A 21,978-nucleotide genomic window follows, 5' to 3' on the forward strand; every position below is an offset into this window, starting at 1 on the left:
GGGCGGTGCGCGTGCACGCACAGCGAACCGGCCCGACGTCCGCGGTTCTAGCGTCGTCGCATCTCCTGTCCGCCAGCGAAGGGATCCGATCATGTCCGACTACGTGGAGTACGAGCCCACCGCGTCCGAGCTCGGAGAGGTCGCCGCCGCCAACCGGTCGGGCCGACCACCGGTCGTCTTCGTCCACGGCCTCTGGCTGCTCGACTCGAGCTGGGATCGGTGGGCCGCCATGTTCGAGGAGGCAGGGTACGCAGCCGTCACCCCCGGCTGGCCCGACGATCCGCCGGACGTGGAGGCGGCACGCGACGACCCGAGCGTGTTCGCCAACAAGAGCGTCGGTGACGTGGCCGCGTACCAGCAGAGGATCATCGAGCGGCTCGACCGCAAGCCGGCGCTCATCGGGCACTCGTTCGGCGGTCTCCTGGTGCAGATCCTCGCCGGCCGCGGACTGTCCGCGGCGACGGTCGCGATCGATCCTGCCCCCTCGCGCGGTGTGCTGCCGCTGCCCGCGGCGGCGCTCAAGGCCTCCGCGCCGGTGCTCACGAACCCGGCCAACCGGCACCGAGCCGTGTCCCTGACCTTCGAGCAGTTCCGATTCGGGTTCGCCAACGCGGTCACCGACGAGGAGGCTCAGCAGCTGTACGACGAGTTCCACGTCGCCGGCTCGGGTGTCCCCGTCTTCCAGGCCGCTTTCGCCAACGTGAACCCGCGTAGCGAGACGAAGGTCGACAACCTCGCCGCCGACCGCGGACCGATGCTCGTCACGGCGGGCGAGATGGATCACCAGGTCCCACCGGCGATCTCACGGGCGACCTACGAACGGCAGGCGAAGAACGAGGACGCCGTCACCGAGTACGTCGAGATCCCGAAGCGCGGCCACTCGCTCACGATCGACTCCGGGTGGCAGGAGGTTGCGCAGACCTGCCTCGACTTCGTCGACCGCTTCGCGCGCACCGCTGGTTGAGCGGCACCATCGTCGGTTGAGCTTGTCGAAACCCTCAGACCCGCCCGTCGGTGCACGTACGGTCGGGGTCGATGCGCGCCAGCACGGCCTCGCCGATCCCGCGCAGCGCGTCGAGCTGCTCGGGCGTGACCGCGTCGATCAGGACCTCCCGTACCCGCTCGACGTGGCCTGGCGCGGCAGCGACGACCTTGGCGTACCCGGCGTCGGTGAGCCGCGCGCAGGTCCGCCGACCGGGGCCGCGCATGCGCTCGCGGGTCACCAGGCCCTCGCGCTCGAGCCGCGTCACCGTGTGCGACAGACGCGACAGGGAGCCGGAGGTGAACTCGGCGATGTCGCTCATCTGGAGGGTGTGGTCGTCCTGCTCGGACAGCACGGCCAGGATCATGTACTCGAAGAAGCTCAGCCGCTGGTCGTGCTGGAGCTGGGCGTCGAGGGCGTTCGGCAGCTTCACGATCAGCGCGGCCACGGCGAGCCACGCGGCGCGCTCCTCCGGCGAGAGCCACCGCACCTGATCGTCCGTCGTCGTCATGGACCCGAGCGTACGACCCCATTTCTTGACTACTCAAGTTATTGCGGACTAGGCTTTAATTGAATAGTCAAGTTAGAAGGTTCCCCATGAACATCGCTCTGTGGATCATCGCCGGCGTCCTCGCCGCCCTGTTCCTCGTCGCCGGCCTCACGAAGGCCGCCCAGCCGAAGCGCAACCTCGCCGCGAACATGGCGTGGGTCGAGGACTTCTCCGACTCCACGATCAAGCTGATCGGCGTCGCCGAGATCCTCGGCGCGGTCGGGCTGATCCTCCCCGCAGCCCTCGACATCGCGCCGATCCTCACGCCGCTCGCCGCGAGCGGCCTGGCGGTCACGATGGTGCTCGCCGCCGTCGTGCACGCGCGTCGCCAGGAGTACCCCATGATCGCGGTCAACGTCGTGCTGTTCGCGCTCACGGCGTTCGTCGCCGTCATGCGCTTCGGCCCGCAGGCGTTCTGACCCGCGCAGGAGGACCCGATGACGGCCGACCCCTTCAACCCGGCGACACCCGCCGGGGCGTACGACGCGCTGCTCGCCGAGGTGCTGCCGCGAGCCGGCGACCACCGTCCCTGGGAGCCCGCCGACGGGGCGATGCCTGCGTTGTTCGTCAGTCATGGCGCGCCGCCGACGCTGGACGACCCGACGTGGCTGCGCGACCTGTACGACTGGGCGCGGCGGATGCCACGACCGCGCGCGATCGTGGTGGTCTCCGCGCACTGGGAGAACGCCCCGCTCGCGATCTCGGCCCCCGAGGCGGGCACGCCGTTGTACTACGACTTCGGCGGCTTCCACCGTCGCTACTACGAGCTGCAGTACCGGACGCCGGACGCCACCGCTCTCGCGCACCGGGTCGCCGGCTCGCTCGCGGACACCACTCCCCTGCACCAGCACGTCGGCCGCGGTCTGGACCACGGCGCGTTCATCCCCCTGATGGCGATGTACCCGGCGGCCGACGTGCCTGTCGTCCAGCTCAGCATGCCGAGCCTGGAGCCGGAGGCCCTCCTGGCGCTCGGGGAGCGGCTGCGGTCGCTGCGGGCCGAAGGCGTGCTGGTGATGGGGTCGGGCTTCATGACGCACAGCTTCGACGTCTTCCGGAACCCTCAGCTCGGCGCTCACCTCGAGGCGTTCGACACGTGGGCCGCCGACGCGCTCGCCCGCGGTGACGTCGACGCGCTGACCGACTACCGCACGAAGGCGCCGGCGGCGCGGATCGCGCACCCGACCGCCGACCACTTCGTCCCGCTGCTGCTCACCGTCGGCGCCGGTACGCACCCGGGAGAGGCGCCGACGACGGCGATCGAGCGGATGGTGTTCGGCAACTCGATCCGCTCGCTCCAGGTCGCCTGAGGCGCGCAGGTCGGCCGTCGCAGCGCGCGTCGCTCCGCTCGACGCTCAGGCGCGCGACCCGAACAGCGACTCGGTCGAGCCGAGGAACCAGTGGCGGCGGACGCACCGCACCTTCACGTGCTCGACGGGCCCGGCCGTGCTCTCCTCGCAGAAGCGCCAGAGCACCTCGGCGGGCGCATCGCAGCCGGGGCAGGACGTCAGGTCCACGGGTCAGCCACCCTTCTCGCGTCTATTAGGTAAGCCAACCCTAACTGAGGTGCCAGACCAGGGGCCGCACCAGGGTGTTCCGGGGCGCGATCGACCGCGCTCGTTCACGAGCATCGGGTGCGTCGGCGCCGACCGGCGGCGACGCACCCGAGCGCGAGGAGCTGCGCGATGTTCGAGAACCAGATCCCCAGGTACGCCTTCCTGATCGTGGCGGTGCTCGCTGCCGTCTGGATGATCCGAGCCACCCCTGACCAACCACCGGCCACGGTCGCCGACCAGCAGACCGTGGTGCCGCCGGTGGAGGTCACGGTGAACCCAGGGCGCGCGCCCCGCGGACGCGGCCCCGCGCGCCCGGAGGACGGGGCCGCGCCGCGCACGAGCACGACCGTCGCGGCTCCCTCCGCCACGACCGGAACCACGGTGCGTGAGCGCGTCGTACGGACGATCACCCGCCGGACCCGTGCCGCCGAACGCACCCGCACAGCGCAGGCACGCCTGGGTGGCGCGGACGCCAAGGCACCTCCCTCCGTCGCCGTCCCCGCCGTGATCGAAGTCGTCCAGCCGCGACGACCCAAGGGCGAGGAGCAGACCGTCGGGGCCGCCGGCGGGACGCAGGTGATCGCCACGGCGGGGTCGATCGTCTACGTCGGTGACGACGGCCAGATGTACGCCAACACCGGCGCCGCGGCGTCCGGTGGCGTGATCGGTCTCGGCGTCGACGACTCCGACCTCCGGTCGGGGCGCGTCACCGTGCCGGCGGACCTGCTCACCAGCGTCGCGACGATCGCCTCGGCACCGAACCACGGCAACGGGTCGTTCGAGCTGCTGCGAGCCGACGACGGGCGCGCGATCAGCATCAGCGGGTTCGAGGACCACTCCGTCAGCGTGATCGGCGACGACCAGATCGTCACGTACGACGACTCCAACGTCTTCATCGCACGCGACGGACAGATCAACGCCAACACCGGAGACACCGACTCGAGCGGTCTCAACGCGGTCGACGTGATCGGCTCGTACGTGCGCTCGGGCAACTCCGGTGACGGCGAGGAGCCCGAGGACGACGAGGACGAGGACGAGGAGGACCGCGACGACGACGGCGAGCAGTCGTCGGACGATCTCGAGGACAGCGCCGCCGGGCGACAGTCGGCCCAGGCCGCCGCGACGCTCGCGACGGATGACGACGACGAGGACGACGACGGGGACGACAGCGACGAGAGCTCGGAGGAGGCCGGGCACGCGGGCCGCGGGACCTACTCCGAGGTCACCGACGAGGGTGCGTCCGTCGCCAGCGGCGACCAGACGCTGGTGATCGGCGCGGACGGCTTCGACGACGTGTCGATCCGGTCGTACGGGAGCCGCAACATCGTGACGTACGACGACTCCAACGTGGTGATCGGCGGCACGGGGAAGGTGAACGCGCAGATCGGTGACAGCGACACCGGCGGCGCGGTCGTCATGGGGATCGTCTACTCGACCGTCACGGCCGGGTGCGAGGGCGACCTCTGCTACTCGGTGCTCGCCCCGACCGCGCAGGCCGGCGGACATCCGTAGATCGACCGGACGCGCCTGCACCCGCCGCGACGTCGCGGCGGGTGCAGGCGCGTCCGGGGCCGATCCGTGTCAGGCGATCGGTTCGTCGGCGCGTACCCGCGGGGCCAGCGCGGCCGCGAGGAGGCTGCGCAGCCTGACGCCGTAGCCGGGGACGACGGGCTCGTCGTCGTCGATGCGGTCGGAGCTCGACGTGAGCCGGGCGAGCTCGGACGTGACGTGCAGGGAGAGTGCGCTCAGGACGGTGCTGTGGTCGTTCACGGTCCACCTCCGCGGTCGGTGCCGGCCCGGCGGCCCCGGGCACGCGGCTCTGCCTGGTCGACCGCGCCGACGCACGCGGCGTGACGACGGCGCGCTAGGAGGCCGTGTCCGAGAGCGCCGACTGCAGCTGGTTGCGGGAGCGGATCCCGAGCTTCGCGTAGACCTTCCGCAGGTGCCACTCGGCCGTGTGCGCGCTGATGAACAACCGCGCACCGATCTCGCGGTTCGTGCACCCCTCGCGCGCGAGCCGGGCGACGTTCAGCTCCTGGTCCGTCAGCTCCTCGGCCGCGCCGGCACCGCGCGTGCGCAGCGTCTCCCCGGTCGCCCTCAGCTCACGCTGGGCGCGCTCGGCGAAGGCGGTCAGGCCGCACTCCGACAGCACCGCGTACGCCGCCCGCAGCTGAGCCCGGGCGTCGACACGGCGTCCGGCCCGGCGCAGCATCTCGCCGTACAGCAGCTGGCTGCGTCCACGGAGCATCGGCACGCGGATCCGGTCGAAGTCGTCGATCGCCGCCTGGAAGCAGGCCTCCGCCTCGTCCGGATCGAGCAGCTGGGCCCGGGCGAGCGACACGACCGCGTGCGCCCACGCGCTGTCGTCCACGACCGGCTGCGTGAGGCGTTCCAGTCGTTCGAGCGCCTCCTGCGCGACGGCCCGCTCGTCGACCCGCACGGCGGCCTCGACGATCTCCAGCAAGGTCCGCATCGCGTGCCCCAGCTCGTCGGCGTACGGCAGCTCCCCCCGACCCGCGGCGAGCGCCTCGGCGTAGCGGCCCGCGCCGTTGTACGCCAGCGCCTCGGCCATGTTCGCGGCCGTCAGCGCGTACGCCTCGCCACGCTCGTAGGCGTCCTCGCGAAGCTGCCGGGCGCGGCGCTCGACCTCGTCGAGGTGGCCGCGGTAGGCGGCGATGAACAGCCGGCCGTACTGCGGGACGGCGTGCCCGGTGATCGCGAGGATCGCGTCGATGTCGTCGCAGATCGCCTCGGCCGCGTCGAGGTCCCCGTCGAACGTGCGCAGCACCATCAGCAGGCTCAGCGCCATCGGCAGGACGGTCACGACGCCACCGGCACGGGCGATCTCGACCTGCCGCTGCGTCAGCGTGCGGAGGGCCTCGGTGTCCCACACGTCCTGCGCGGTGCGGGCACCGAACCACATCCAGTGCAGCGCGCTCGCGCCCGGCGGGTCGTCGACGAGGGCCTTCAGCGCGCGGCGCACCGTCGGCAGCGCCGCCTCCGGTCCGCGCGAGTACAGCAGCGCCTGGCCGCGCAGGATCAGGTCCTGCGCCCGTTCCGAGCTGTCGTGCTCGGTCGCCTCCAGGATCACCTCCGCGACCTCGGTCACGGCCCCGGGCTCGCCGAGCCGGCCGGCGTAGACCGCAGCCGAGAGCGCCTCGATGTAGGTGTCGCGTGCCAGGGCGGGGTCGTGCGGCTCGAGTCGCCGTGCGGCGTGCAGCAGCATCCGCGGCGCCCTGCGGTCACGGCGCAGGGCGTAGTGCGCCCGTGCGCGGACCCGTCCGGTCAACGCCTCCTGCACGGGCGCGAGCGGTTCGTCGCGCAGGCTGTCGAGGAGCCGCAGTGCGACCTCGGGAGCGCCGGCGTCGTGCTTGGCGGTCGCCGCGGCGATCAACCGGTCGACCCGTCGGCCCTGCTCCGGCGTGAGCTCGGCGGCACGCTCGAGGAACGCCGCTGCCGCCGCAGCTCCCCCGCGCGACCGTGCCCGCACGGCCGAGGTCTCGAGGTCGGACGCCACCTCCTCGTCGGGCTGCACCGTCGCGTTCGCGCGGTGCCACGCGCGACGATCGGGGTCGCGGTCCACGTACGTCGCGTCCGCGAGCGCCGCGTGCACGAGCCGACGCTCCTCCGGCTGCGCGGCCCGGTAGACCGCGGAGCGGACCAGCGGATGGCTGAAGCTCACCCGGGCCGCACGCACGAGCGCCCCGGCCTCCTCGGCCGCGTCGAGGTGCTCGGGACCGATGTCGAGGGCGGCGCTCGCACGCCAGAGCAGCCCCGGGTCCCCGGTCGGGTCGGCCGCCGCGAGCAGGAGCAGCCGTCGGGTGGGCTCCGCGAGCAGGTCGGTCCGCGCCAGGATGCTCTCCTCGATCCGGCTCTGCAACGGCATCGACCGGGCCAGACCGAAACCACCCGCGAGCTCCGTCGGGCTCAGGCTGCGCGGAAGCACACGCAGCGCCAGCGGGTTGCCGGCGCTGTCGGCGATCAGCTGGTCGCGCACCCGTTCGTCCAGCGCACCCGGGAACGCCGTGCCCAGCAGTGCGCGTGCGTCGTCGTCCCCCAGGCCTTCGACGCGCAGCTGCGGCAGGTCGGTGAACGGCTCGTCGACCTCGCGCATCGCGAAGACGATCGCCACGCCCTCGGTCCCGAGCCGTCGCGCCACGGACGCGAGCGCGCGTGCCGAGACGTCGTCCAGCCAGTGCGCGTCGTCGACGACGCAGACGAGCCCGCCTCCGCTGTCATCGTCGGCAGCGGCCACGTTCGCCAGCAGGTTGCGGACCGCGAGCCCCATCACGAGCGGGTTCGGCATGCCGGCGTCCCGCACGCCGAACGCCGTCTCCAGGGCCTGCCGCTGGGGCTCCGGAAGGTCCCCGGCCGCCTCCATCAGGTGACCGCAGAGCAGCTCGAGGCCGGCGTACGGCAGACACACCTCGCTCTCCGCCGCGATCATCCGGACCACGCGGACGTCCTGTCCGGCTCGATCGGCGAGGGCGTCCAGCAGCGCCGTCTTCCCGACCCCGGCCACGCCGCTCACGACGACGGCCCCGCTGCGACCCTGCCGCGCCTGGTCGACGAGCGACCACAGGCGAGCCAGCTCGCGGTCCCGGCCGAGCAACGCGGTGGCACGGCGGGTCCGGGGCGGCTGCGGGGTCGACCGGTCGGTCATCGGGCGCTGCTCGCCGGCCGAAGGGTGGGCGCCATGCCTCAGGATACGGTGCGCGCGGCCGGGACCGCCTCGTGTGCGCTGCACCCCTCAGACCGGCGTCGCCACGACCGGCCGCCTCCACCGCTCCGGAACGCGTGCGGTCGGTGCCACCGGGCGGATCGTCGCGCGTCGGCGTCGGACGCGTCGGGCGCGCTGGGCCAGGAGTCGCTCGAGGTCCGCCCGCTCCCCCGTGCGGGTCGCCGCCAGGAACGCGCGCACCAGCCGGTCACGCTCGACGGTGTCGACGTCCCGTACGGGCTCGCAGGCGAGGTGCACCTGGGCGCGTCGGACCAGCTGACGTGCGCCGGAGACGCTGGTGCGCAGGATCCGCGCGACGTCGCGGTACGGGTAGTCGAGCCCGCGTCGCAGCACGTAGGCCGCGAGCTCCGTCGAGGTCACCCGCTCCATCAGGACCGTGATCGCGTCCTCGACGTCGGCGGCCCGGTCGAACGGGTCCGGCGGCGTGCCGAGCCGGGGCCGTGCCTCCGGCACCGCCGCGGTCGTCGCCTCGTGCCGACGCGCCGCCGACTGGACGACGTTGATCGCGAGGTTGCGGGTGGTCGTCGTCAGGAAGGCCGCCGGGTTCGTGATCCGCGCGCGGTCGGTGCGCTGCCAGCGCACCCACGCCTCCTGGAGGACGTCCTCCGCCGTCCCGGCGTCCCGGACGATCCGGGCTGCGATCCGCTCCAGCCGGAGACGGTGGCACAGGAAGACGTCGAGGGCGTCGCCCAGATCGACGTCGGGGCTGCGGCATGAGTCGAGCATGATGGCTCCTCGCGGTCGAGACGGATGCACCGGAGTGCGGGTGTCTCCACCGTGCGGGCGTGGGCCGGCAGATCGCGCCCTGGTGGTGCGTGGTCGGGTGCGTAGCCACCACGCGGCCACGTGGCCGGGCGGACCGCCTCAACGAGACGGCAGGAGACGCTCGGCCAGCCCCACGAACCAGTGCCCGAGGACGCACCGCAGGCGGACGTGCTCCATCGGCCCGTCCGTGCTCTCCAGCGCGAAGCGCCCGGTCACCTCCGCGGGTGCCCCGCAGTCCGGGCAGGTCGTCAGCTCCATCGTGCTCCCCCGTCGCCGGCCGGCCCTGCGTACGGACCGGTCTGTGCACCGACGACCACGCCGCCCCCATCGCCGTGACGCCGATCCGGCACGGCGAGGTCACAACCGGTGCCGCAGCGCTGTCGCACGAGAGGACGGGCGCCGGCCCGGCGCTGTCACGCACCGATCCCATCGGAGAGGACCCCGACCATGACCGACCACCACCACCTCGAACCGGAGGCGCAGGCGATCGCCGACGCGACCGCGAACCCGCCGTACTTCTACGAGATGACCCCGCAGGACGCCCGCGCGGTCCTCGACGACCTCCAGGCGAAGCCGGTCGCCATGCCCGACGTCGAGGAGACGTGGGTGAGCGTCGCCGCCGCCGTCGGCGACGTCCGCGTCCGGATCGTCCGACCGCCGGGGGCGTCCGACGCCCAACCGGTCGTGCTCTACATGCACGGCGGCGGCTGGGTGCTGGGCAACGCCGGCACGCACGACCGGCTCGTCCGCGAGCTCGCGGTCGGGGCCGGGGTCGCGGTCGCGTTCGTCGAGTACGACCGCTCGCCCGAGGCCCGCTACCCCGTGGCGCTCGAGCAGGGGTACGCGACGGCGCGCTGGATCTCCGAGCACGGCGCCGCACACGGACTGGATCACGAACGGGTCGCCGTGGCCGGGGACTCCGTCGGCGGCAACCTGGCCGCGGCGCTCACGCTCCTCGCGCGGCAGCGCGGCGACGTGACGTTCTGCCACCAGTCGCTCTACTACCCGGTGACCGACGCCGGCCAGGACACCGCGAGCTACCGGGAGTTCGCCGACGGGCCGTTCCTGCTCGCGAAGTCGATGGCCTGGTTCTGGGACGCCTACCTGCCCGATCACAGCAGACGCGACGCCATCACCGTCTCGCCGCTGCGTGCCACGCTCGAGGATCTCGCCGGACTGCCCGAGGCGTTCGTCGTGGTCGACGAGAACGACGTGCTGCGCGACGAGGGCGAGGCGTACGCCCGCCGGCTGGGCGAGGCCGGGGTGCGGACCACGATCGTCCGCTACGGGAGGACGATCCACGACTTCATGATGCTCAACCCGCTGCGCCCCACCGCAGCCACCACCGCGGCCACCGAGCAGGCGATCCACGTCCTGCGCACGGCGCTGCGGCCTTGACCCCCACCTTCCGCCCGTCCACCACCAGAAGGAGATCCATCATGAACGACAACATCCCGACCGTCGTGCTCGTGCACGGCGCGTTCGCCGAGTCGGCGAGCTGGTACCCGGTCGTCGAGGCCCTCGGCCAGCACGACGTCGAGACCGTCGCCGTCGCCAACCCGCTGCGCAGCGTCAGCGGCGACGCGGCGTACCTGCGTGACGTGATCGCCGGGCTGGGACGACCGGTCCTGCTCGTCGGCCACTCCTACGCCGGTCTCGTGATCACCGAGGCGGCCTCGCGCAACCCGTCGGTCACCGGTCTCGTGTACGTCGCGGCGTTCGCGCCGGACCACGGCGAGAGCGCGCTGCAGCTGTCGACGACCTACCCCGGGAGCACGCTCGGGGAGGCCCTCACGGCGTACCCCGTCAGCAGCGGCGGCAACGAGCTCGTGATCCGACAGGACGTGTTCCACCAGCAGTTCGCGGCCGACCTCTCGGCCGGCCTGGCGAGCCTGATGGCAGCGACCCAGCGCCCGGTCACCGAGCGTGCGCTCTCCGAAGGGCTGCCCACCACGGAGCCGGCGTGGGCCACCCTGCCGTCGTGGTTCGTCTTCGGTGACTCCGACCGCAACATCCCGCCCGCCGCGCTGCGCCACGAGGCGAACCGCGCGGGCGCACGGAGCGTCACGCAGCTGCGGGGCGCGTCGCACGCGGTCGCGCAGTCGCGTCCGACGGCGGTCGCCGACGTGATCCTCGAGGCACTCGGCGAGTGCACACGAGCGGACGCTGCCTGACCGGCGCCGCGACCGAGACGAAGGGTGGACCTGCCCCAGCAGGTCCACCCTTCGCACGCGCCATGTGGCTCGCCGCGGATCAGGTGCGCACCTGGCGCTCCGCCCAGTCGCGGTAGCCGACGGTGCTGAGCTCGGCGCCCGGGCCGGGCACCAGGCTGTCGTCCTCGAGCGTCGTGCCGAAGTACCGCGCGTCCGGGTCGGCGACGACCTCGCGGTCGTCGCCCGCGAGCCGCAGCGCCGTCTCGATCAGGTCGGACATCCGCACCCGGTCGGGACCGCCGATCTCACGAACCCCCTCGCTCGGGTCGCCCGCAGCGGTCCGTGCCACGGCCGCCGCGACGTCGTCGGACGCCATCGGCTGGAAGTGTGCTGTCGACAGCCGCGCCACCCCGTCGGTGGTCGCCTCCTCGGCGATCGCCCGGAGGAACTCGTAGAACTGCGTCGCGCGGACGATCGTGAACGGGATCCCGGACTCCGTGATCAGACGTTCCTGCGCTGCCTTCGCCCGCAGGTACCCGCTCGCGAGCAGCCGGTCGTTGCCCACGACCGACAGGGCCACGTAGTGGCGGACGCTCGCACGCCGGGCCGCGGCGAGCAGGTTGGTCGACGACGTGACGAAGAAGTGCATCACGTCGTCGTCGGCGAACGACGGCGAGTTGGACACGTCGACGACGACCTCGGCCCCCGCGAGCGCGTCGTCGACTCCTTCGCCGGTCAGGGTGTCGGTGCCGGTGGCGGGCGAGGCGGGCGTCGCGTCGTGGCCGTGCTCCTCGAGCAGGGCGACGACCCTCGACCCGATCAGGCCGGTACCGCCGATGACGGTGATCTTCATGGTGACTCCTCTGGTCCGGAGACCTTCTGGTCTCACCCGCTCCGACCGGGAGCGGCCGGAGCGCGTGACGCCGCCGCCCAGGTGGCTCAGCCCCTGACCCGCGCCGACCTCGCCGAGCGGACCTCCACCGTGCGGTACCCGGGCTTGCTCACGGTCACGCGCAGACGCAGCCGCTTCCCGAGGAGGCCCTTGCGCACCCGCAGCGAGGGACCGTCGGCGCCCCGGATCACCTTCTTCCCGGCCAGCCACTGGTAGCGGATCCTCACCGGCGCGGGCCTCCAGCGGACGTTCGCCGCCCTGACCCGATTGCCGACCCGTGGCTTGCCAGCGATCCGCGGGCGCGGACCGACGAGCCTGCCGGGAGCGACCGGCCCGGCCGCGGCCGACGTGACCGCCGATCGCACGTACCCGTGCAGCGTGGCGGTCACCCGCACCGTGATCCGCTTGCCGACCAGCGCCGGCCCGAGCGCGAGGCGCGTGCCGGTCCGTCCGCGGATCGCACGGCCGTTCGCGTACCACTGGTAGCCCAGGCGCACGCCCGCCGGGCGCCACGTTCCCGGGTGCACCGTCAGGGTCCGGCCGAGGGCGGCGGACCCGGTGATCCGCGGTGTCCCGGCGACCAGCGTTCCCCGTGCGACGGGAGGGGTCGGCTCCGACGTCCGGCTCACCGACGCGTACCCGTCCAGCGCACCCGTGACCTCGACCGTGATCCGCCGGCCGACCAGTGCGGCGCCCAGAGCGAGCTCGTCGTCGTCGGCGCCCGCGATGGCGGCGCCGTCGGCGTACCACCGGTACGACAGCTCGACCCCGTCCGGACCCCACTCCCCTGCGTTCGCCACCAGCGTGCTGCCCACCGCGACGGTCCCGGCGACCACCGGCGTCGCAGCCGTCAGCTCCCCGGCCGCCGTGGCGGTGAAGGTGTGCACCTCGCTGTCGTGCACTCCCCCGTACGGTCCGGAGACCCGGACGTACCAGCCGTGCTCCCCGGCCTCGACGTCACGCCAGACCGCCTCGACGCTCGACCCGCTCGGCACGTCGTCGAACGCGTCGACCTCCTGCGTGGTGAGCACGTCGGCGCGGAACGCGTCGGTCGCGAGCGACTTCGTACGCGGCTCCAGCCCGACCGCGACGTACGGGATCTCGAACTCCTGCTGCCCGGGCGGGTCGTTCAGCGACACGTCGTCAGAGTCGAAGTCCTCCAGCGACGGCGAGTACGTGCGGACGACGATCCTCTGCTGCTCGTTGTCGAAGTGCAGCAGCCGCAGGTAGCCCAGACCGCCCTCCGGCAGACCCTGGTAGTCGAACAACATCGAGTAGACCGTGCGGTCGGGCGTGCCGTCCCCGTCGTCGTCGAAGTCGTCCGTGCGGGTGTACGCGTCGTGGTAGTGGCCCGAGCTCACGGCGAAGACGTTCGGGTTCGGCGTGACGACCTCGTCGAAGATCCGCTGCGGGATCGGGCCGAGCGTGCCGGTGGTGAGGAGGTACTCGTGCAGGTTGATCCACACCTTGCGCTCCGGGTACTGGCGGATCACGGAGTTCATCCAGGCGATCTGCTCGTCTCCGGGGCCCCACCCCATCGACAGCACGAGGAAGTCGATCCCGCCGGCCGAGACCAGGTCGTAGTGGCCGCGGTTGTTCTGGATCTGACCGCCGTACCACGGGTTGGACGCGTAGCGATCGGCGCCGAACCACTTCCCGAACATGCTGTAGTCGTTCGCCGCGTGACCGACGTCGTGGTTGCCCGCCAGCACCCCGTACGGGAGGCCGGCCTCGTCGAACGCGCGGTACGCCGGGTCGGCGTTCTTCCACTCGTACTCGGGGTCGTCGTTGTCGCCGGAGAAGACGGTCGCGACGTGGTCGTCGACGATGTCACCGGTGTGCAGCACGTACTGCAGGTTGAGGTTGTCTCGCTCGTCCAGGAAGAACTGGTTGATGTTGCGCTGGTGCCGGTAGAACGTCTCCGGGTTGCCGTCGCCGGCCTTCCAGCCCTGGTTCTCGTTGTAGTACTGCGTGTCCGACTCCCACCCGATCGTGAAGTCGTAGTCCTGGCGCGGCGTCGCGCCCTGGTGGTACGGCGTGACGGCGCTGCCGCGGTCGCTGCGGTCGGTCCCCGCGAAGCCCTCGGAGTGCTGCACGAGGACGGTGAGCTCACCGTCGACCACGTGGTCGGCGACGGCGACGGTGGCGGCGAGCTCGAAGGCGGCCGACTCGTCCTCGGCGTCCGTCGTGACGTGCCGGTCGACCTCCTGCCAGCTCTCGTCCGCGGTGTCGAGGACGTACATCAGGACCTTGGCGTCGGCGTTGGCCGAGCCCGACCACGCGAGCCGGACCGTTGCGTCGTCGCCGGCGTCGTCGGGCACGTTGACGGTGAACAGCTGGTACGGCAGGGCGCTGTCCGAGCTGATCGTCTGCTCGACACCGTCGGCGCCGACCATCGCGTCGAGGTCGTCGTCCGTGAGGAGAGTGCGGTCGTCGCGGTCGAGAGTCAGCGCCTCGGTGGTGGTGCCGGCATAGCTCTCGACCGCCGCGTCGGCCGGGTCGTAGGTGAACCCCGTGCGGAAGCTCACGCTGAGGTCGTCACCCTCGGCCGACGTCGGCGTCGCCTCCAGCGTCACGTCGCCGGTGCGGACCTCGCTCCCGTCGTCGGGCCCGCCGAGGTCGACCGACGAGGACTCGTCGCCGGTGGCGAAGGTGATCGTCCGTGTGGTCGTGTTGCCGAGTGCGTCGGCGGCCTTCACCACGAGGACGTGGCTGCCCGGGTCGAGCTCGACCGACGACGTCGCGTACGGGAGCGTGACCGCGGCACCGTCGAGCGTCGCCGTCACGCGGTCCACCCCCGAGCCGGCGTCCTCGGCGCTCGCGTCGACCGTGAGGTCGCCCCGGTAGGTGCGCCCGTCCTCGAGCGGCGTCGTGACGGTGGGCCGCGTGTTGTCGACCACGACGGTGCGCTCCAGCGTGTCCTCGCCCACCGTGGCCGTGACCGCGTGCTCACCGTCCACGGCGGTCGTCGTGTCCCACACGTACGCCTGGGAGTCGAACGCGTCGTCCGGGATGGCGAAGGTCGCCTCCACGTAGTCGTACGTCGAGGAGCCGTCGCCCATCGCGATCGACGTCGTCGGGTCGAGGTCCAGCGTGGTCCGCACCGGAGGGTCGTACGCGGTCGCGCCGTTGGTCGCGTGGACCCCGACGAGCTCCGGACGCAGCACCCGGCCGTCGGGCAGGGCGAGGCGGAGGTTCCTGATCGTGAAGTCGTCGTTGTTGTCGTCGGTGCTGAGCTCGGGATAGCCCTTCGTGCCCGACCAGACGCTCACGGTCAGCGGCTCGCCCTTCGCGATCCGATCGACCGGGATCTCGCTCGGGACGGTGACGAGGCTGCTGTAGAAGCCCTCGTCGAAGATCGTGAGGACGTCGTCGCCGAGCTTCACGCCGTTGCGGAAGAACGCGTCGGTGTTGGTCGCCTCGAACGCGAACAGCGGCGCCTTCTCCAGCGTCGGGACCGTGGCGCCGACGTCGGTGCCGTCGATCCGGAGACCCAGGGTGGACGGGTCGCCGGAGGTCGACCCTGCGATCCGGGTGTCGCCGCCGACGAACTGGCCGTCGCGCACGTTCAGCCGCACGGGCGCGGGGTCCTCGGTCTGCAGGGTGATGCGGACCGGCCCGTATGTGGTGGTGTTCGCCCCGTCCCGGGCGACGACGGAGTACTCGATCCACTTCTTCCCGTAGAGGTCGACATCGGGAACCGTGTAGTAGTAGCGGTTCGGTCCGTCGAACGCGAGCTGGTGGGTGACCGGCTCGTCGACGTCCGTGTCCAGGGTCAGCGCGACCGTGCGGACCTGGTGGTCGTCGGTGACGTCGAAGGCGAGCTCGAGGTCGTCGGTCACCGGGACCTCGGGTCCGCCGCGCAGGTCGACGACCTCGGGCGCCTCGTCGTTCGCGGGATCGCCGACCAGCCCCGACGGCACCTGGCTCGGTGCGGTGTAGCCCGGGGAGGCGGTGTCGATCCCGACCTGTGTCTGGACGGTGCCCGATTCCCAGCGGTACTGGATCGGCTGGTCGGCGACCGTCTCGGCATCGCTCATGTAGTCCGCCCGGCTGATCTCGTGGCCGGTGTTGGTCCGCACCTGGATGCCGCGCGGCCCGCCGTTGGCCATGCCTCCGACCTGCATCTCGAGCAGGTCGGTGCCGGCGGTCAGGCGGCTTCCCCAGTGGGCGTTGAAGTCCTCCGCGGTCAGCGCCTGGTTCGCCGCGTTCTTGACCCACAGGACGATCACCTGGCCGGGCTCGACCACGGTGTCGTCGGGTACGGAGGGCCACAGCGCGCTGCTGGTGATGACGTGGCTCGCGTCGATGTAGAGGTAGCTGATCGTGAAGTCGCGCCAGCGTACGGGTGACTCCGAGGCGTTGTAGACCTCGATGAACTCGTACCCGTCCGATCCGCCGACGTTCGCGGTGTCGGGCGCCACCTCGGTCACCTGGAGGATCGGCGCGTCGAGCGCGGGGTCGACCGCCGGCGGGGTCGGCTGCTCCGGGACGCTCGGCCCGGTCGGCTCGGTCGGCGTCGGCTCGGTCGGCGTCGGGGTCGGCTCCGTCGGCGTGGTCGGGTCGCCTGCGACGAGCTGCTCGTCCGCGACCACGCCCGGCGTCGGGGCGTCGTCGGCGAACGAGGTCGACTGCGCGATCAGCGCCGGCACCCGGTAGTGGGAGGAGACCGCAGGCGTCGTGGGGGCACGCGGGGCGAGGTAGCTCCAGCTGACGGTCCGCATCGCACCCGGAGTCGATGCGTCGACGAGCCCGAGGCTGCGAGCACCGCCGTTCGCGATCCCGCCCTGGCCCTCGACGCGCACGACGTCGACATCCGCGGCGACGTCACCGTAGAACGCGCGGAAGTCGGCCTCGGTCTGGGCGTACGTGTCGAGCCCGGTGGCGGTGTAGTCGAGCCAGAAGACCGTGCTGCCGTGCGCCGGAACCGTCGCGTCCAGGGGCGCCGAGGTGACCGCGTTGCCGGCGACACCGTCGGAGGTCGCGAACGTCAGCGCGGACGCGAGCACCTCGTCGCTCGGCGTCGCGCTCGTGCTGTAGCTCGCGCCGATGCCGTGCTCGGCGAGGTCGATCGGCTCGTCGGTCGTGTTCGTGACCTCGAAGAACTCGTAGAGGTCCGGGACGTTGCCGGGCGTGCCGTTGTCGGGATGGATCTCGGAGATGAAGAGGTCATCGCCGGTCAGCGGGTCGCTCGGCGGCGTGGTCGGGTCCGTGGTCGCCGGGTCGGTCGGCGTCGGCTCCGTCGCGGTCGGCGTCGGCTCCGTCGCGGTCGGCGTCGGCTCCGTCGCGGTCGGCGTCGGCTCGGTCGCGGTGGGTTCCGTGGCCGTCGGTGTCGGCTCGGTCGGTGTCGGCTCGGTCGGTGTCGGCTCGGTCGGCGTGGGCGGGGTCAGCTGCTCGGGATCGAGGACGCCCGGCGACACCCCGTACTCGGTCTCGACGGAGCCGTCGTGCCAGACCGGAGCGGACGTGCTGGTCGCATCGTCGGCCGGCACGCGGAAGTGGACGGCACCGTTCGGGACGGACGTCCTCGACGGCACCCAGGACCGACTGATCTCCGACCCGTCGGCGCGGACGACGCGGACCGCGCGGCCTCCGCCGTTGTTGAAGCCGTTCTGGCCGGTCAGGTGGACCAGCGGCGCCTCGTCCTCGAGTCCGTAGAAGGCGCGGAAGTCCGCGTCGGTCTTGTCCAGGTAGTTGCTGTTCTGCAACCAGAAGACGGTCGTCCCGTGGGCGGGGACGACGGTGGGCACCGTGGGGAGCGGAAGTGTCGTCCCCTCCCCACCGCGGGTCAGGACGGTGCCGCCGGTCTGCCCGTCGGCGTCCGAGGTCGTGTAGACGAGCTCGATGCCCTGAGCGTCCAGGTCGATCGCCTCGTCGGTCCGGTTGTGGACCTCCACGTACTCGTAGAAGTCCGTCCCGGTGTTGTCCCCGTTGATCTCGGAGACGAACAATCCGCTCGCGGGGACCTCGGCACGGGCTGCCTCCGGCGCGCGCTCGGCAGCGTCGGCGGCTCCGAAGCCGCTTCCGACGACCGCGGTGGCGAGGACGGCGACGGTGAGGGTACGCAGGCTGCGCAGGCGTCGAGGCACGGGGGGATCCACTCTCTGTTGTCGGGCAACGGAGCGACGCTAAGGACGCGAGGCGAACACGTTCCCCGTGCCGGGTGAACTCCTCGTGTCCAGTCGATGGCAGATCGGAGCCGTCGAGCACTACCCCGCGCGTCGTACGGACTCCTCCGACTCCTCGATCAGCTGCACCCGCTGGCGCGGCACGCCCGCGTCGTGGTCGCGGATCCACCCGACCAGGTGCTCGCGCACGTGGCAGCGCAGGTCGAAGAGCTTCGGCGCGTCCGACGCGGTGACGAGCACGCGGACGCGGACCCAGCCGCCGACCGCGTCGGTCACCTGGAGCACCTGGCCGCGTCCGTCCCACAGGTCGGTCGTCGACAGCGCCACGTCGAGCTGCTCACGCAGCGCGTCGGGGTCGACGCGCCAGTCGACGTCGAGCTCGACCGACCCGAGCAGCTCCGACTTGTGGCGGGTCCAGTTCTGGAACGGCGTGGTCGTGAAGTACGTCGAGGGCAGCACGAGCCGCCGGTCGTCCCACAGCCGCACCACCACGTACGTCAGGGTGATCTCCTCGATCCAGCCCCACTCGTCCTCGACGATCACGACGTCGTCCAGCCGAACGGCGTCGCCGAAGGCGATCTGGATGCCGGCGAACACGTTCGCGAGGACCGACTGCGCCGCCAGCGCCGCGACCACACCGGCGAGACCGGCCGACGCCAGCACGCTCGCGCCGACCGTCCGGACGTCGGGGAACCCGAGCAGCACCGCACCGAACGTCACCACCGCGCCGAGTGCGATCGTCAGCCGACGGATCACCAGCACCTGGGTGCGGACCCGGCGGGCCAGGCGGTTGTCGGCGGTGTCCACGCGGTAGCGGGCCAGACCGACGTCCTCGAAGAACAGCACGACGGAGGTGACGAACCAGCCGGCCGCGATCACCGCCAGGACCCGGGCCACGACCGCGCCCCAGACCCACCACGCGGCATCGGAGTCGGCCGGGCGAAAGGCCGCGACCACCGGGTTGAGCGTGATCATCAGGACGAGCACGCGGAACGGCACGCGGGCGCGCCGCTCGAGCCCGGCGACCTGCGGCCACCGTCGGGCGAGGAGGCGGCACGCGAGCCGGGTGGCCACCAGCACGGAGAGGGCGACGCCGAGGGCGATCGCGACGCCGAGCAACGTCTCGGTGAGTTCCGTCATCACCCCATGCTTGCGGGAGAACGGCCGTCACCGAAGGGGAAAGTGGCGACCGTCACGCGGTCGATCGCCGGGTGCTCGAACGCTCGCCCGTCGGCTCAGGCGTCCTCCCCGAGCGAGCGGACCTCCGACCGCAGCCGCCCCATCTGGTCGTCGAGAGCGTTCGCCGTCGCGGCGACCGAGAGCAACGTGTCGGTGAGGTCGTCCGGGACCTTCCCGTCGTACTTGTAGAAGATCTGGTGCTCCACGCTCGCCCAGAAGTCCATCGCGATCGTCCGGATCTGTACCTCGACCGGCACCTTCGCCGTCCGGTCGGACAGGAACACCGGCACCTCGACGATCAGGTGCAGGCTGCGGTAGCCGTTGGGCTTCGGGTCACGGATGTAGTCCTTCGTCGCCAGCACCGTGAGGTCGGGCTGGGCGGTCAGCATCTCCGCGAAGCGGTAGGTGTCCTCGGTGAACGAGCACGTGACGCGGATCCCCGCGATGTCACGGATCCGCTCACGGATGATGCCGAGGTCCGGCGGGCACCCCGTACGCTCCAGCTTGTCCCCGAGGCTGCTGATCGACTTCAGGCGTGACTTCACGTGCTCGATCGGGCTGTAGTCGTGGGAGTGCTCGAACTCCTCCCGCAGGATCGTGATCTTCGTGAGGACCTCGTCGAGCCCGAACTTGTACTCGAGCAGGAACCGCTGCACGGCCTCCTGGATCGCCCGCAGGAGCTCGCGCGGGCTGCCTTCGTCGGGCTCGAGCCCGGTCAGGCCGCGGAACGCTTCCAACGGGTCGCTGCCGCTCATTCCCTCGAATCGCGCCATACCCCAGTATGGGGAGGCGGACCTGGGAGCCGCCTGTGCGGCGACGGTCCGCGTGCCGGCCCGTCGGACGAGTCAGGGGCGAGCAACGACCTCGGACCCGAGCATGCCCTCGGCGACCTCCCGGATCTCGGAGTCGGGGACGTCGCGGGACCGCAGGTCCGCGAGCGCGGCCGCGTACATCGGGCTCGGTGCGTGGAACTCCAGCGCGATGCCGTCCGGGTCGCGGAAGTTCAGGTGCCATCCCAGCGGCTGCTCCTGGATCGGCGTGTACTCGACCCCGGCCGCGTCGAAGCGCTCGACCCACTCGTCGAGCTCGGCGCGGTCGGCGGCAGCGAGCCCGAGGTGGTCCAGGCCCGTGGTCAGCTCCGAGAAGCGGTCGGAGGACCCGTTCGGGTGGCGGATCAGCGCGATCGTGAAGCCGCTCTCGCGGTCCATGCACACGCGCCCGTACCCGAAGTCCAGCAGGGGCAGGAAGCCGAGCACGTCGGCGTAGAAGCGTGTGCTGACCTCCAGGTCACGTACCGAGAACGCGACGTGGTTGACGCCGGAGAACGCGGCCATGAGTCCTCCCGCCGTCGCAGCGACATTCCCTCAGATCGACGCTCCAGCACCGGCCCGGGACCGTCAAGCGCCATGCATCCCGCGGCGTCTGCCACACGTGCGCTACTCGCGGCAGTACTCGTGCTCGTCCTCGGCTCGGGCCGGGTTCGCGGCACAGGTCCCGAGCACGGCGTCGACGACGGTGACGTGGTCCTCGCCTCCGGTCCGGTACTCGACCTCGATCCCGTCGACGATGACCGCGGTGTCCGTCGGAACGGGCAGGACCACGGCGAGCACGAGGCCCGTGCTCGCGCTGCCGTCGCCGCACTCCCGGACGGGACCGGACGAACCCGGCACCGCACCGAAGGCCGCCGGAAGGGACCGAGCAGCGCCACCTCCCGTACGGATCGGCTCGGCCGCCGAGGGCCAGGCGGCGCGGAAGTCCACGTGATCCGCTCCCGTCAGGCTCACCGCTGCGGCCGACAGCAGCTCCACGTCGGCGGCGGCGCCGCTGCTCAGGCAGCCGTCGAGCGTCGTGAACATCGGCCGCGGCGACGGCGCCATCAGGTACGTGTAGGCGCCGCCGGTGAAGCGCAGAGGGCCGCCGGTGTCACGCGAACGTCCGTCGGCCCCGGCGCAACCGACGAGGAGTCCCGCGGCTGCAACAAGCGCTAGCGGCCGACGTACTCCAAACGGCGGATCACGTTGCAGCGACCAGTTTCGCGTGCGGCGGGTTCGCATCCTTGCCGCGACGAGCGAGCCGATACTCAAGACTCACCCTCCGGTTGTAGCCCGTGTTGTCCCTGATCCAGGGGCCTTTGGGGCAACTCGTGAAATGGGTGTAGTGGGGACGCTAACGTTGGGCCGGTGACGGGTCGGCAAGAACGGTCTCCACGAATCTTTGGGCTTGACCCTTTGGGCTTGACGTGACATTCCTGGCGCAGACACACTCGTAAAGTGGAGTGCATCTCTCGTTTGATCGTAGCCCGGCACATCACAACGGCCCGAATGACAGTTTTGGCCATCGCCGCCGTCCTGGTCGCAACCTTCACTGGCGCACCCAGCTCCGCAGTTGAACAGCCCACGTAGCGGCCGCCTCCTCGCCGTCCTCACTCTGGGCGCTGCCCTCCTGCTAGGCGCCTGCTCGTCGGCAGCAGGCGGCCGCACCGTGCACGAGGACGGAGACGGACCGCTGTCGGTGGCCGACGCCGGAGGCGGCGCAAACTCGATCCTCGCACCCAAGAAGAAACCCTGGTTTGCGACCTTCGGGTGGGCCAATCCGTGCACCACGACCGGCGACCTGATCGTCGTCGATGACGTCCGCTACCAGTTCAAGGTCACACCACTATCCGTGCGCACCCTCGCCTTCGACGCGCGGAGATGGCGCGGTACCACTGGCATCGGATCGACAAAAGGCACCCCACAAGCACAGTTGGCCTCCGACGAGGTCCGCGGAAAGATCCTCGGGCCCGCCGAAGGTTTCAAAGTGACTGTCACCTGCGGCGAGGCGAGTCAGAGCGAGGACCAACTCCTTCAGCTGCTGACCGTGCTCAAGGCAGGTGCCCGCGGCGCAGAGGTAACCGACTATCTCATCGACTACACAGCCGGCGGCAAGGACTACACCCTCAAGGTGAACTGGCAACTTGTCGCCTGCGGGACAGCCACATCCCCGAACATGTGCCAGCCCTAGCCCTTGCCCTAACCCGGATCGTCCACGACGCT

At 71.6% G+C, this 21,978-nt stretch carries 20 protein-coding genes; 8 read left to right on the plus strand and 12 right to left on the minus strand.

The window, feature by feature from the left end; translation table 11 throughout:
• Positions 1-91: 91 nt before the first annotated feature.
• On the plus strand, positions 92-964 hold the full coding sequence (locus tag CLV56_RS18435) for an alpha/beta hydrolase (RefSeq protein ID WP_039339497.1): 873 nt from the start codon (positions 92-94) through the stop codon (positions 962-964).
• Positions 965-998: 34 nt separating this feature from the next.
• On the opposite strand, the gene CLV56_RS18440 is transcribed toward CLV56_RS18435, so the two are convergent.
• Positions 999-1,493: a MarR family winged helix-turn-helix transcriptional regulator gene (locus tag CLV56_RS18440; protein WP_039339495.1), complete on the minus strand. Its 495-nt coding sequence runs from the start codon at positions 1,491-1,493 to the stop codon at positions 999-1,001.
• Positions 1,494-1,579: 86 nt separating this feature from the next.
• Between CLV56_RS18440 and CLV56_RS18445 the strand changes: the two genes are divergently transcribed.
• Positions 1,580-1,951, plus strand: coding sequence for a DoxX family protein (locus CLV56_RS18445; RefSeq protein ID WP_039339493.1), 372 nt, complete (start codon positions 1,580-1,582; stop codon positions 1,949-1,951).
• A gap of 18 nt (positions 1,952-1,969) precedes the next feature.
• Positions 1,970-2,839, plus strand: a complete 870-nt coding sequence (locus CLV56_RS18450; protein ID WP_039339491.1) for a DODA-type extradiol aromatic ring-opening family dioxygenase — start codon at positions 1,970-1,972, stop codon at positions 2,837-2,839.
• A 45-nt stretch (positions 2,840-2,884) separates the two neighbouring features.
• Here the strand turns inward: CLV56_RS18450 and CLV56_RS20710 are convergent, their stop codons facing one another.
• Positions 2,885-3,046 carry a hypothetical protein gene (locus CLV56_RS20710; protein ID WP_157805221.1) on the minus strand — a complete coding sequence of 54 codons (162 nt, stop codon included), beginning with the start codon at positions 3,044-3,046 and terminating at the stop codon, positions 2,885-2,887.
• Between the two features lie 168 nt (positions 3,047-3,214).
• Here CLV56_RS20710 and CLV56_RS18455 point away from each other — a divergent pair, with 168 nt between their 5' ends.
• Positions 3,215-4,597, plus strand: coding sequence for a hypothetical protein (locus tag CLV56_RS18455; RefSeq protein ID WP_039339489.1), 1,383 nt, complete (start codon positions 3,215-3,217; stop codon positions 4,595-4,597).
• A gap of 69 nt (positions 4,598-4,666) precedes the next feature.
• On the opposite strand, the gene CLV56_RS18460 is transcribed toward CLV56_RS18455, so the two are convergent.
• The 4 genes from CLV56_RS18460 to CLV56_RS20715 all read right to left on the minus strand — a co-directional run bounded on the left by CLV56_RS18460 (position 4,667) and on the right by CLV56_RS20715 (position 8,849).
• Positions 4,667-4,855: a hypothetical protein gene (locus CLV56_RS18460; RefSeq protein WP_039348087.1), complete on the minus strand. Its 189-nt coding sequence runs from the start codon at positions 4,853-4,855 to the stop codon at positions 4,667-4,669.
• A 94-nt stretch (positions 4,856-4,949) separates the two neighbouring features.
• A complete protein-coding gene (locus CLV56_RS18465) occupies positions 4,950-7,748 on the minus strand; it encodes an AAA family ATPase (RefSeq protein WP_100415412.1) in 2,799 nt (932 codons plus the stop codon).
• An 87-nt stretch (positions 7,749-7,835) separates the two neighbouring features.
• The gene (locus CLV56_RS18470; RefSeq protein ID WP_100415413.1) at positions 7,836-8,552 is read right to left on the minus strand and encodes a sigma factor; all 717 of its coding nucleotides are present in this window, start codon (positions 8,550-8,552) and stop codon (positions 7,836-7,838) included.
• 138 nt (positions 8,553-8,690) lie between these two features.
• On the minus strand, positions 8,691-8,849 hold the full coding sequence (locus CLV56_RS20715; RefSeq protein WP_157805222.1) for a hypothetical protein: 159 nt from the start codon (positions 8,847-8,849) through the stop codon (positions 8,691-8,693).
• Between the two features lie 189 nt (positions 8,850-9,038).
• Between CLV56_RS20715 and CLV56_RS18475 the strand changes: the two genes are divergently transcribed.
• Both CLV56_RS18475 and CLV56_RS18480 read left to right on the plus strand, forming a co-directional pair.
• Positions 9,039-9,989, plus strand: coding sequence for an alpha/beta hydrolase (locus CLV56_RS18475; protein WP_039348084.1), 951 nt, complete (start codon positions 9,039-9,041; stop codon positions 9,987-9,989).
• 41 nt (positions 9,990-10,030) lie between these two features.
• On the plus strand, positions 10,031-10,765 hold the full coding sequence (locus tag CLV56_RS18480) for an alpha/beta fold hydrolase (RefSeq protein ID WP_039348081.1): 735 nt from the start codon (positions 10,031-10,033) through the stop codon (positions 10,763-10,765).
• 79 nt (positions 10,766-10,844) lie between these two features.
• On the opposite strand, the gene CLV56_RS18485 is transcribed toward CLV56_RS18480, so the two are convergent.
• Both CLV56_RS18485 and CLV56_RS18490 read right to left on the minus strand, forming a co-directional pair.
• Positions 10,845-11,597 (minus strand): SDR family oxidoreductase, encoded by a 753-nt coding sequence (locus CLV56_RS18485; protein ID WP_039348078.1) that lies wholly within the window; start codon positions 11,595-11,597, stop codon positions 10,845-10,847.
• Positions 11,598-11,683: 86 nt separating this feature from the next.
• Positions 11,684-16,360, minus strand: coding sequence for a metallophosphoesterase (locus CLV56_RS18490; RefSeq protein WP_425437718.1), 4,677 nt, complete (start codon positions 16,358-16,360; stop codon positions 11,684-11,686).
• Between the two features lie 436 nt (positions 16,361-16,796).
• Here CLV56_RS18490 and CLV56_RS21455 point away from each other — a divergent pair, with 436 nt between their 5' ends.
• On the plus strand, positions 16,797-17,294 hold the full coding sequence (locus CLV56_RS21455; RefSeq protein WP_157805232.1) for a hypothetical protein: 498 nt from the start codon (positions 16,797-16,799) through the stop codon (positions 17,292-17,294).
• 551 nt (positions 17,295-17,845) lie between these two features.
• Here CLV56_RS21455 and CLV56_RS18495 read toward each other — a convergent pair.
• The 4 genes from CLV56_RS18495 to CLV56_RS18510 all read right to left on the minus strand — a co-directional run bounded on the left by CLV56_RS18495 (position 17,846) and on the right by CLV56_RS18510 (position 20,820).
• Positions 17,846-18,904, minus strand: coding sequence for a mechanosensitive ion channel family protein (locus CLV56_RS18495; RefSeq protein ID WP_100415415.1), 1,059 nt, complete (start codon positions 18,902-18,904; stop codon positions 17,846-17,848).
• 95 nt (positions 18,905-18,999) lie between these two features.
• A complete protein-coding gene (locus CLV56_RS18500; protein ID WP_100415416.1) occupies positions 19,000-19,698 on the minus strand; it encodes a GTP pyrophosphokinase in 699 nt (232 codons plus the stop codon).
• Positions 19,699-19,788: 90 nt separating this feature from the next.
• The gene (locus tag CLV56_RS18505) at positions 19,789-20,277 is read right to left on the minus strand and encodes a VOC family protein (RefSeq protein ID WP_100415417.1); all 489 of its coding nucleotides are present in this window, start codon (positions 20,275-20,277) and stop codon (positions 19,789-19,791) included.
• A gap of 102 nt (positions 20,278-20,379) precedes the next feature.
• Complete coding sequence (locus tag CLV56_RS18510) at positions 20,380-20,820, minus strand: hypothetical protein (RefSeq protein WP_039348072.1); 441 nt, start codon at positions 20,818-20,820, stop codon at positions 20,380-20,382.
• A gap of 604 nt (positions 20,821-21,424) precedes the next feature.
• Here CLV56_RS18510 and CLV56_RS18515 point away from each other — a divergent pair.
• Complete coding sequence (locus CLV56_RS18515; RefSeq protein ID WP_039348069.1) at positions 21,425-21,946, plus strand: hypothetical protein; 522 nt, start codon at positions 21,425-21,427, stop codon at positions 21,944-21,946.
• The last annotated feature ends 32 nt before the right edge of the window (positions 21,947-21,978 follow it).

The organism is Mumia flava (assembly GCF_002797495.1).
In the GTDB taxonomy this organism is placed as follows: Bacteria; Actinomycetota; Actinomycetes; order Propionibacteriales; family Nocardioidaceae; genus Mumia; species Mumia flava.

Bases quoted from the DNA above. Each gene is read 5' to 3' on its own strand.
- CLV56_RS18475 (WP_039348084.1), top strand. From the start codon at position 9,039: ATGACCGACCACCACCACCTCGAACCGGAGGCGCAGGCGATCGCCGAC.
- CLV56_RS18510 (WP_039348072.1), bottom strand. From the start codon at position 20,820: ATGGCGCCGTCGCCGCGGCCGATGTTCACGACGCTCGACGGCTGCCTG.
- CLV56_RS21455 (WP_157805232.1), top strand. From the start codon at position 16,797: ATGAAGAGGTCATCGCCGGTCAGCGGGTCGCTCGGCGGCGTGGTCGGG.
- CLV56_RS18495 (WP_100415415.1), bottom strand. From the start codon at position 18,904: ATGACGGAACTCACCGAGACGTTGCTCGGCGTCGCGATCGCCCTCGGC.
- CLV56_RS18490 (WP_425437718.1), bottom strand. From the start codon at position 16,360: ATGCGGACCGTCAGCTGGAGCTACCTCGCCCCGCGTGCCCCCACGACG.
- CLV56_RS18500 (WP_100415416.1), bottom strand. From the start codon at position 19,698: ATGAGCGGCAGCGACCCGTTGGAAGCGTTCCGCGGCCTGACCGGGCTC.
- CLV56_RS18450 (WP_039339491.1), top strand. From the start codon at position 1,970: ATGACGGCCGACCCCTTCAACCCGGCGACACCCGCCGGGGCGTACGAC.
- CLV56_RS18435 (WP_039339497.1), top strand. From the start codon at position 92: ATGTCCGACTACGTGGAGTACGAGCCCACCGCGTCCGAGCTCGGAGAG.
- CLV56_RS18445 (WP_039339493.1), top strand. From the start codon at position 1,580: ATGAACATCGCTCTGTGGATCATCGCCGGCGTCCTCGCCGCCCTGTTC.
- CLV56_RS20715 (WP_157805222.1), bottom strand. From the start codon at position 8,849: ATGGAGCTGACGACCTGCCCGGACTGCGGGGCACCCGCGGAGGTGACC.
- CLV56_RS18485 (WP_039348078.1), bottom strand. From the start codon at position 11,597: ATGAAGATCACCGTCATCGGCGGTACCGGCCTGATCGGGTCGAGGGTC.
- CLV56_RS18455 (WP_039339489.1), top strand. From the start codon at position 3,215: ATGTTCGAGAACCAGATCCCCAGGTACGCCTTCCTGATCGTGGCGGTG.
- CLV56_RS18480 (WP_039348081.1), top strand. From the start codon at position 10,031: ATGAACGACAACATCCCGACCGTCGTGCTCGTGCACGGCGCGTTCGCC.
- CLV56_RS18470 (WP_100415413.1), bottom strand. From the start codon at position 8,552: ATGCTCGACTCATGCCGCAGCCCCGACGTCGATCTGGGCGACGCCCTC.
- CLV56_RS18505 (WP_100415417.1), bottom strand. From the start codon at position 20,277: ATGGCCGCGTTCTCCGGCGTCAACCACGTCGCGTTCTCGGTACGTGAC.
- CLV56_RS18440 (WP_039339495.1), bottom strand. From the start codon at position 1,493: ATGACGACGACGGACGATCAGGTGCGGTGGCTCTCGCCGGAGGAGCGC.
- CLV56_RS18465 (WP_100415412.1), bottom strand. From the start codon at position 7,748: ATGACCGACCGGTCGACCCCGCAGCCGCCCCGGACCCGCCGTGCCACC.